At 48.2% G+C, this 8,644-nt stretch carries 6 protein-coding genes, 6 tRNA genes and 1 rRNA gene; 1 reads left to right on the top strand and 12 read right to left on the bottom strand.

Annotated elements, in window-relative coordinates:
- Window positions 1-71: 71 nt before the first annotated feature.
- From A7975_RS10885 to A7975_RS10905, 5 genes are all read right to left on the bottom strand, one after another.
- Window positions 72-1,436 carry a DUF4179 domain-containing protein gene (locus A7975_RS10885; RefSeq protein WP_065385163.1) on the bottom strand — a complete coding sequence of 455 codons (1,365 nt, stop codon included), beginning with the start codon at window positions 1,434-1,436 and terminating at the stop codon, window positions 72-74.
- Window positions 1,381-1,971: a sigma-70 family RNA polymerase sigma factor gene (locus A7975_RS10890; protein ID WP_053373256.1), complete on the bottom strand. Its 591-nt coding sequence runs from the start codon at window positions 1,969-1,971 to the stop codon at window positions 1,381-1,383. Before A7975_RS10890 ends, A7975_RS10885 begins: the two co-directional genes overlap by 56 nt.
- 147 nt (window positions 1,972-2,118) lie before the next feature.
- Window positions 2,119-3,240: an ABC transporter ATP-binding protein gene (locus tag A7975_RS10895; protein ID WP_053373257.1), complete on the bottom strand. Its 1,122-nt coding sequence runs from the start codon at window positions 3,238-3,240 to the stop codon at window positions 2,119-2,121.
- An 89-nt stretch (window positions 3,241-3,329) separates the two neighbouring features.
- Window positions 3,330-4,472: a PucR family transcriptional regulator gene (locus A7975_RS10900; RefSeq protein WP_065385164.1), complete on the bottom strand. Its 1,143-nt coding sequence runs from the start codon at window positions 4,470-4,472 to the stop codon at window positions 3,330-3,332.
- Between the two features lie 168 nt (window positions 4,473-4,640).
- Entirely contained in the window at window positions 4,641-5,588 is a 948-nt protein-coding gene (locus tag A7975_RS10905) for a glycosyltransferase family 4 protein (protein ID WP_053373259.1), read from the bottom strand.
- 190 nt (window positions 5,589-5,778) lie between these two features.
- Here A7975_RS10905 and ssuE point away from each other — a divergent pair, with 190 nt between their 5' ends.
- Entirely contained in the window at window positions 5,779-6,330 is a 552-nt protein-coding gene (gene ssuE / locus A7975_RS10910) for an NADPH-dependent FMN reductase (protein WP_065385165.1), read from the top strand.
- A gap of 139 nt (window positions 6,331-6,469) precedes the next feature.
- On the opposite strand, the gene A7975_RS10915 is transcribed toward ssuE, so the two are convergent.
- From A7975_RS10915 to A7975_RS10945, 7 genes are all read right to left on the bottom strand, one after another.
- Window positions 6,470-6,545: transfer RNA gene (locus A7975_RS10915), tRNA-Lys, on the bottom strand.
- A 16-nt stretch (window positions 6,546-6,561) separates the two neighbouring features.
- Window positions 6,562-6,646: transfer RNA gene (locus A7975_RS10920), tRNA-Tyr, on the bottom strand.
- A 39-nt stretch (window positions 6,647-6,685) separates the two neighbouring features.
- Window positions 6,686-6,761, bottom strand: a tRNA-Phe gene (locus A7975_RS10925).
- Between the two features lie 16 nt (window positions 6,762-6,777).
- A tRNA-Asp gene (locus A7975_RS10930) sits at window positions 6,778-6,854 on the bottom strand.
- 34 nt (window positions 6,855-6,888) lie between these two features.
- Window positions 6,889-6,964 (bottom strand) — tRNA-Val (locus A7975_RS10935).
- Between the two features lie 25 nt (window positions 6,965-6,989).
- A tRNA-Met gene (locus A7975_RS10940) sits at window positions 6,990-7,066 on the bottom strand.
- A gap of 153 nt (window positions 7,067-7,219) precedes the next feature.
- Window positions 7,220-8,644, bottom strand: a 23S ribosomal RNA gene (locus tag A7975_RS10945); the annotation flags it as partial.

The raw sequence follows: 8,644 nt of genomic DNA on the forward strand, positions 1-8,644 counted from the left end.
TTCCAATGTCTTCATCGTAAAGGAAAAAGGCGCTGAACGCAACGTTTCCTCCGCTGCCCAGCGCCTATCATTTACTTAATAGGTATACTTATTGGCTTCCTTACATAGCCGATAAACTCCTCGATGTCGAAAGTTAACGGCTGCTTATAGTTTGCTTTCGGAATCCGAAAGACGTGGGTGACCTTATCCTCATCAGAGTTCCATTCCACGCCGCGGCTATCCGAGATCGGATGCGCGATGCCAGAAGCATCCTTAAAGACGCCCTCATGCGCAAATAATTCATAGCCCGCCTTCTTATCGATCTCATCTAGTCCCAGCAAATCAAGCTTGATCTCATATCCTTCCGCAGTTTCCTCCTTGCTGACTAACTGAAGCCTGTTTTGCGGTGAGGATATCGTCTCCATCTTATCCGTGTCGATCGTTACGCTTAGGTTTTTTTCAGATAGATACAAGCCGTCAGCGACTAACGTCAGCTTTTTGGGCCGATCGAAGTAGCTGCTCTTAAAATGTCTCGTTATCGACGAGTTGAGATCGCCAAAGCCCGAATTCGTCTCATAGCGTCTGCCCTTCTCATCCACTAGCGCTACATGAATAAAGTCATTTGCGTGCAAATCGTTATTCGGATCAGCCTCGAAGGATAATGAAAATTGAAGAGGCGTAATAACGGCATCCTTCACCGTGAAGCGTTGTCCGCCCACCTCAAACTTTTGATTGATGGCGATATCCTCCCGCATCCCTGCGAACCGTTCATGCTCGATCGGGAAGTCGACCTCCAGCCACTGATTGCCTAGAAATAAGCTGAATTGCAAGCTCTCAGGCATAGGTGTGCCTTCCACCAATAACACATCCAAATAATCGTGTACCGGAACGCTCTCTCCAGCGGCGTCATCGCTTGGAAAATGTGATGAACCAATAGATGCCATCAAATCCGCACCGTCACTCGTTTTCAATTTATATTTTAGAAAACCAGTATTATTGTTTATACCGGGCCCCTCAGCCGTATACAAAATAACTAAACGCTGGTCATCCGCCAAAATATCCTTTACCGTAAATGTATAACCATTCTTCTCGGCTGACAGGTTAACAGGCTGAAAAAATTTATTTTCGACTGCAGACAGCAACGCCTTATCGCCTTGAATGAAGTCAACGTATCCGGTAAACCCCGGAATATCCTTCAGCATACCCGCAAAAGCAGGAGATACGCGCACGAACGCGGTAAGCAGCAAAAATATACTCAAAGCCGAAACGAACATAGCTACGCTCATTCTCTTCCTTCGTCCGCGTACCGCTCGCTTGCGGCCTTGCTCAAGTCCTCTTCGGATCGCTTCGTCAAGAAAATGATCAGGCATCTGACCCAGCTTCATCTCCACTTGATCCTTGTCACTCCGCAGTCTCTGATCTACCCGCTCGAAGCCCGTCTCCATTTCCGCGCCCATACCCTATCTCCTCCTTCATTTCAGTCATATCGGCTCTTAAGCATTTCAAACCTTTATTCAGCCAAGTGCGAATGGTCCCATCCGGCTTCTCTAGCAGCTCAGCTATTTCCGTTATCGTCATGTCCCGGTAATATTTCAGCGTGATGACCATACGGTAGTTTGCTGGGAGCTGCTGCACCTGTGCCGCCATATCAAGCCTTGCTGCCGCATCCGCTTCGTCTGCTCTCATTCCGTTGCCATATTGCTGAGCAATACCCTCAGTAGGACGCTCCCGCGTCTGCTTCTTCCGAGCATCCATGCACACGCGAATCAATATTCGAATTGACCATGTCGTAAAAAATCGCGCTTCCCTTAAATCGCGCCGCTTCGTCCAAATCCGACAAACCGTCTCTTGCAATGCTTCCAGCGCATCCGCTTCATTGCGCATATATGAATAGGCAATGCCGTACATTTGCTGCTTATCCAGCTCAACACGTTGCAGGAAAGCCGCTTCATCACCACGTATCGCCGCCTCCGCCAACTCCTCTTTATTCATGCTCCTACCCCCTATGCCGAGACTGCCGCTTTCTCGTTCAGCTTTTCTTTGACTATTAGACGGCCGAGATGCGCAAACGGTTTTCGCAGCAGCGCACAAAAAAAAGAACGACCGGATACTCCGATCGTTCTTCTTCCATACTGTTTATTAAGCTTCGAAAATGTTAAGTTCAGATGCTTTGTCGAACAAATGTACTTTGTTCATGTCAAGCGCAAGCTTAACGCTTGTGCCATCACGTAGACCGGAGCGGCCATCAACACGAGCGATAACGGTGTCAGTGCCGATACCGTTCAGGTATAGGTACATTTCGTGACCAAGGTTCTCAGCAACCTCAACATTCGCGTTCACGATTGTTTGTGGGGAAGCTTCCAAGAATACTGGCTCTTCGTGAAGATCCTCTGGACGAATGCCAAGAATCACTTCTTTACCGATGTAACCTTTCGAGCGAAGCACTGCTGCTTTGCCTTCTGGAACAACTACGTCAACGCCGCTAGCTTTGAAGCGAAGCGCGCCGCCTTGCTCTGAAAGGGAACCGCTGATAAAGTTCATCGAAGGAGCGCCGATAAAGCCGGCTACGAAGATATTAACAGGGTGGTTGTACAGCTCTTCAGGAGAAGCCGTTTGTTGAATGAAACCGTCTTTCATAACAACGATACGGTCACCCATTGTCATTGCTTCGATTTGGTCATGCGTTACGTAGATTGTTGTTGTTTCAAGACGTTTAGTAAGCTTGCTGATCTCAGCGCGCATTTGTCCGCGAAGTTTCGCGTCCAAGTTGGAAAGCGGCTCATCCATCAAGAATACTTGCGGCTCACGAACGATTGCGCGTCCTAGAGCGACACGTTGACGTTGACCACCGGAAAGCGCTTTTGGTTTACGGTCTAGCAAATGCTCGATATCTAGAATTTTAGCAGCTTCACGAACACGTTTGTCGATGTCTGCTTTTTTGAATTTACGAAGTTTAAGGCCGAAAGCCATGTTTTGGTAAACGTTCATGTGCGGGTACAACGCGTAGGATTGGAATACCATCGCGATGTCGCGGTCTTTAGGAGCAACGTCGTTCACTAGGCGGTCGCCGATGAACAATTTGCCTTCCGAAATTTCTTCAAGGCCTGCAATCATACGAAGAGTTGTCGATTTACCGCAACCAGATGGTCCGACCAATACGAGAAACTCTTTGTCTTTAATATCTAAGTTAACGTCAGTAACCGATGCTTTGTCAGTACCCGGGTATTTTTTGTAAATGCCTTCTAAACGTACGCCTGCCATGATAATTTTCCCCCTAGAAAGAAATTTCGATATGCCTATATCTTATCCCACTAGGGAAGCTGTGACTATGCACATACTTTACAAAAAAACTAATTTCTTTTCGTAACTTTGTACAATAGCAAAATAATTTTGACTAATACGGCATCACGGAACTGGCGAACATCAAGCCCAGTCTCCTGTTTAAGCTTGTCCAAGCGATATAATAACGTATTGCGATGAATGTATAATTTTTTCGCCGTCTCACTAACATTGCAATCTAGCGTAAAAAAAGTGTCCAGCGTGCTCAGCATTTCCGACTCTACGAACAAATCGGCTCTTTTTAGCGATTGCTCCAAATACTTGGAACGCTGCACCTCTGGTATGGCATTTAATAGACGCTCCAGCTGAAGCATCCATGGGAGATGAATATTGGTGCCGACATGGAATTTACGCCCTAGATTAACCGTTTCCCTAAGCAGCATCGTTGTCTCTACCATTCCCTTGGCAGGTGATGTTGGATGTGCGACTGCCAGATGGCATTCACCGATCCACTCGCTGGCAAGCATCTCATGCAGTCCAAGCCCAATCGAGGCTAGGCTGTCCTCAAGCGTTTCCTCTTCATGCTCGTCGAACGCATCTGAATCCTCATCCTTCAATAACGAAATGGAACCCCATATGAGCCACTCCTGGCTCTTTAGCGGAATAAGCAATACATCATCGGACATAAACGAGCGAAGCAGCTTCTCCAGTTCCGTATACGTCGCTTGCTTCATACCCGATTGTTCCGTTACGAGCAAAAATGGAATCATTTCATTAAACAAACGGCTGCCAACGGTCAAATGATCGGGCAAGGAGTAGGCAGGCTCATTCGACTCCAGCTGCTTCTGAATCCAATCGCCTAGTTTAAGCGCTTGCCTTTCGGTTTCAGATAGGGCCGCGGACTTTTTCTCAGCCAATGCGCCGCGATTAAGCTGCAGCGTCCAACTGATCAACTCTTTCTCAGTAGCTTGCAGAGTTTGACTTTCAATTTCTAGTAGTTCTACATCATATTCAGTAAAGGAGATAACAATCCAAGTTTTCCCGTCGTTCTCAACGCGCTGTCCTTCTATGGAGGAAGATAACGGATTATCGCCTAACCATACCTCGGAAGCGTTACTTACTAAATCGCTCCACTCCGCTATCGATTTCGAAACAACATGTACCGGACAGTTCAAAATGTGCTGCAGTGGCTTCAACCAATCTGTCGTGCTCATTTCTCTATCTCCAATCTCCACAAGCGTTAGCGGCTGAGTGCGTCCTAACTGGACACGCAATTACGTTTAGCAGCTCCATAAAAGCAGGATAAAGGTTAAAAAGCTTATTCCTACTTCTATGTAGAATAACGCTTTTTTTCGTCATTGTACCACAAGAGCCCGCCTAATTCAGCCTAATGCCAGTAAAAGAATGATCGACAGCAACGCGAACAGCGTCGCGATCAAATAAAGAAACGATACCGTTTGTACCTGGCTAAGCCCCCATTTCATCAAAATATGATGCGTATGCAGCTTGTCTGCCCGGTGCAGGCCCTTGCCGCTGATCAGCCTGCGGAGCATGACATATGCGGTATCAAAAATAGGCAAACCAAGCGCCAGCATCGGTACAAGCAGCGTAATGAATGTCGCTCTCTTATACGTGCCGTCAACCGCAATAACGGCTAGTGTATAACCAAGAAAGGTGGCACCGGCATCACCCATAAAAATACGCGCTGGGTAAAAGTTATGCACCAAAAACCCAAAACTCGCTCCGGCAACAATCACCGCTAAAATAGCCGAATTAGGCTGTCCGGTTATAAGTGCCACAGTTAATAACGTAAGTGCGGATAACGTGCAGACACCTGAAGCAAGCCCGTCAACGCCATCGATAAAATTGATCATATTGATCAATCCAAATACCCACAGCATCGTCGTCAGCCACGAGAACCAATCAGGAAATGAAATAAACAGGTCCGTGAAGGGATTTGCGACACCTGCAATTTTGATGTGGAATAAAGTTGGAATGGAAGCCGCCCCCATATAGAGAATGACGCGCGGCCATACTGGAAAGTCACGTCCCTTCGTCTTTGCCCTATCATCCAGCAGGCCAACGATGACGAGTACGGTGCCTCCCGTAACGATTGTCCATGTAAGCGGAGTAAAGCCGATAAAAATAAACATCGCAATGACGCAGCCGGCAAAAATAGCCGCTCCACCCATGAGTGGAATCGGCTTGTTATGTATTTTCCTTTGATTCGGTCTATCAACAAATCCGTGGCGCAGCGCAAGCTTCCGAAGCGGTGGTACGCTTGCAAATACAATCGCAAAGCTAATTAATGCCGCCAAACCGTATACCATTGCAACTACCCCTTTTTTTATTTATTACCGTATGTATACATTGTTCCCTTATATCGATAAAATACAAGAAACAAATGATACCTGTTTGACCGAATTGACATGTTCGTGGTACGATTTAATCAAAGTACACTTATCGGATTAATGTATTATTAATCTGCCACTATTTGATTGAGAAAGAGGAGCGCTGCACATGCCTAATATCGTTATTATTTCCGGTAGTCCAAATGCTTCGTCACGCTTGAATGGAATCACTCAGTATGTAGAGCAGCAACTGCATGAGAAGGACTTATCGGTCAATCTTATTACCGTCGTTTCTTTGCCTGCTGAAGATCTCATTCATGCGCGTTTTGGCAGCCCTGCAATTGTTGAAGCTAATAAATTGGTTGAAGAGGCTGACGCTGTCATTATTGCAAGCCCTGTTTACAAAGCTTCCTTTACAGGCGTTTTGAAAACATTCCTTGATCTGCTTCCGCAAAAGGGTCTTGACGGTAAAATTATCGCTCCTCTTTTCATCGGCGGCACCATCGCTCATCTTCTCTCGATCGATTACTCCCTTAAGCCGGTGCTAGCCTCGATGGGCGCTAAGCTATATGTTAGCGGCGTGTACGCAGTGGATTCGCAAATTAACCGTACGCAAGAGCCTAATGAAGCTCCAGTGTTCGAATTAAATGAAGAGCTGACTCTGCGGCTGACGGACACGGTCAACGAGCTGGTTCATGAGCTTTCGCTGCGCGGCAAATAACGGTATATAAACAAATAAAGGTGTACGCTTGGAAGCAAACCGTTGCTTCTTGCGTACACCTTTTCTTATTTAGTCCGTTAAAATCAAAAAAACCGAAGATCCTAAGATCTCCGGTTGCAAGTTCGTTGTTAGAAAAAAATGGTGAGTCATGTAGGATTCGAACCTACGACACCCTGATTAAAAGTCAGGTGCTCTACCAACTGAGCTAATGACTCATGATGAGTAAAGAAATGGTGGAGGATGATGGATTCGAACCACCGAACTCAGAGAGAGCAGATTTACAGTCTGCCGTGTTTAGCCACTTCACTAATCCTCCATACTATTACCTATTTTTCGCTTTAAACGAAAAATAAAGTGGTGGCTCGGGACGGAATCGAACCGCCGACACGAGGATTTTCAGTCCTCTGCTCTACCGACTGAGCTACCGAGCCTTACTTTAAAGAAAAATGGCGGAGCTGACGGGATTCGAACCCGCGGTCTCCTGCGTGACAGGCAGGCATGTTGGGCCACTACACCACAGCTCCAAGTGGATCCGGATAATTCCGAATAAGAAAATAATGGTGGAGGCTGACGGGATCGAACCGCCGACCCTCTGCTTGTAAGGCAGATGCTCTCCCAGCTGAGCTAAGCCTCCTGGGTATTACAATAAAGAAAGGTAATGGTAGCGGCGAAGGGGATCGAACCCCCGACCTCACGGGTATGAACCGTACGCTCTAGCCAGCTGAGCTACACCGCCACGCTTGTCCCCCGAATAGATGTCGTTTGCAGCGTTCGGGGACGCTTGCAAAGTCAGGAAATTTACGCCCTGAAAACTGGATACGAAAGATTAGGTTTGCTGAAAACCTCTTTAACTGTGTCTGCTGGATGTATGGGTCGCAGCAAACGGTTTTAGGATAAGCCCTCGACCGATTAGTATTCGTCAGCTACACACATTGCTGTGCTTCCACCCCGAACCTATCAACCTCGTCGTCTTCAAGGGGTCTTACATACTGGGAAATCTCATCTTGAGGGGGGCTTCACGCTTAGATGCTTTCAGCGCTTATCCCGTCCGTACTTGGCTACCCAGCGGTGCTCCTGGCGGAACAACTGGTACACCAGCGGTACGTCCATCCCGGTCCTCTCGTACTAAGGACAGCTCCTCTCAAATTTCCTGCGCCCGCGACAGATAGGGACCGAACTGTCTCACGACGTTCTGAACCCAGCTCGCGTACCGCTTTAATGGGCGAACAGCCCAACCCTTGGGACCTACTTCAGCCCCAGGATGCGATGAGCCGACATCGAGGTGCCAAACCTCCCCGTCGATGTGGACTCTTGGGGGAGATAAGCCTGTTATCCCCAGGGTAGCTTTTATCCGTTGAGCGATGGCCCTTCCATTCGGTACCACCGGATCACTAAGCCCGACTTTCGTCCCTGCTCGACTTGTAGGTCTCGCAGTCAAGCTCCCTTATGCCTTTGCACTCTTCGAATGATTTCCAACCATTCTGAGGGAACCTTTGGGCGCCTCCGTTACATTTTAGGAGGCGACCGCCCCAGTCAAACTGTCCACCTGACACGGTCCCTCTACCGGTTTCACGGTAGTAGGTTAGAACTCCGATACGATCAGGGTGGTATCCCAACGATGCCTCCACACAAGCTGGCGCTCATGCTTCTAAGGCTCCCACCTATCCTGTACAGATCGTACCAAAGTCCAATATCAAGTTACAGTAAAGCTCCATGGGGTCTTTCCGTCTTGTCGCGGGTAACCTGCATCTTCACAGGTATTAAAATTTCACCGGATCTCTCGTTGAGACAGCGCCCAAGTCGTTACGCCATTCGTGCGGGTCAGAATTTACCTGACAAGGAATTTCGCTACCTTAGGACCGTTATAGTTACGGCCGCCGTTTACTGGGGCTTCGGTTCACAGCTTCGGGATTGCTCCCTAACCGCTCCCCTTAACCTTCCAGCACCGGGCAGGCGTCAGCCCGTATACTTCGCCTTACGGCTTCGCACAGACCTGTGTTTTTGCTAAACAGTCGCTTGGGCCTTTTCACTGCGGCCCCCTCGGGCTATTCACCCTACCGAGGCACCCCTTCTCCCGAAGTTACGGGGTCATTTTGCCGAGTTCCTTAACGAGAGTTCTTCCGCGCGCCTTAGCATGCTCTGCTCGCCTACCTGTGTCGGTTTGCGGTACGGGCACCTTCACCTGGCTAGAGGCTTTTCTTGACAGCCGGAGTACATGACCTTCGCTACTACAATTTTCGCTCCCCATCACAGCCCAGCCTTAATGATCGACGGATTTGCCTATCGATCAGCCTCACTGCTTGGACGGGCTATT

Source organism: Bacillus sp. FJAT-26390 (assembly GCF_001682865.1).
GTDB lineage: Bacteria > Bacillota > Bacilli > Paenibacillales > Paenibacillaceae > Pristimantibacillus.

Coding starts and splice junctions, on each gene's coding strand:
- A7975_RS10885 (WP_065385163.1), bottom strand. CDS start 1,436: ATGGGCGCGGAAATGGAGACGGGCTTCGAGCGGGTAGATCAGAGACTG.
- A7975_RS10890 (WP_053373256.1), bottom strand. CDS start 1,971: ATGAATAAAGAGGAGTTGGCGGAGGCGGCGATACGTGGTGATGAAGCG.
- A7975_RS10895 (WP_053373257.1), bottom strand. CDS start 3,240: ATGGCAGGCGTACGTTTAGAAGGCATTTACAAAAAATACCCGGGTACT.
- A7975_RS10900 (WP_065385164.1), bottom strand. CDS start 4,472: ATGAGCACGACAGATTGGTTGAAGCCACTGCAGCACATTTTGAACTGT.
- A7975_RS10905 (WP_053373259.1), bottom strand. CDS start 5,588: ATGGTATACGGTTTGGCGGCATTAATTAGCTTTGCGATTGTATTTGCA.
- ssuE (WP_065385165.1), top strand. CDS start 5,779: ATGCCTAATATCGTTATTATTTCCGGTAGTCCAAATGCTTCGTCACGC.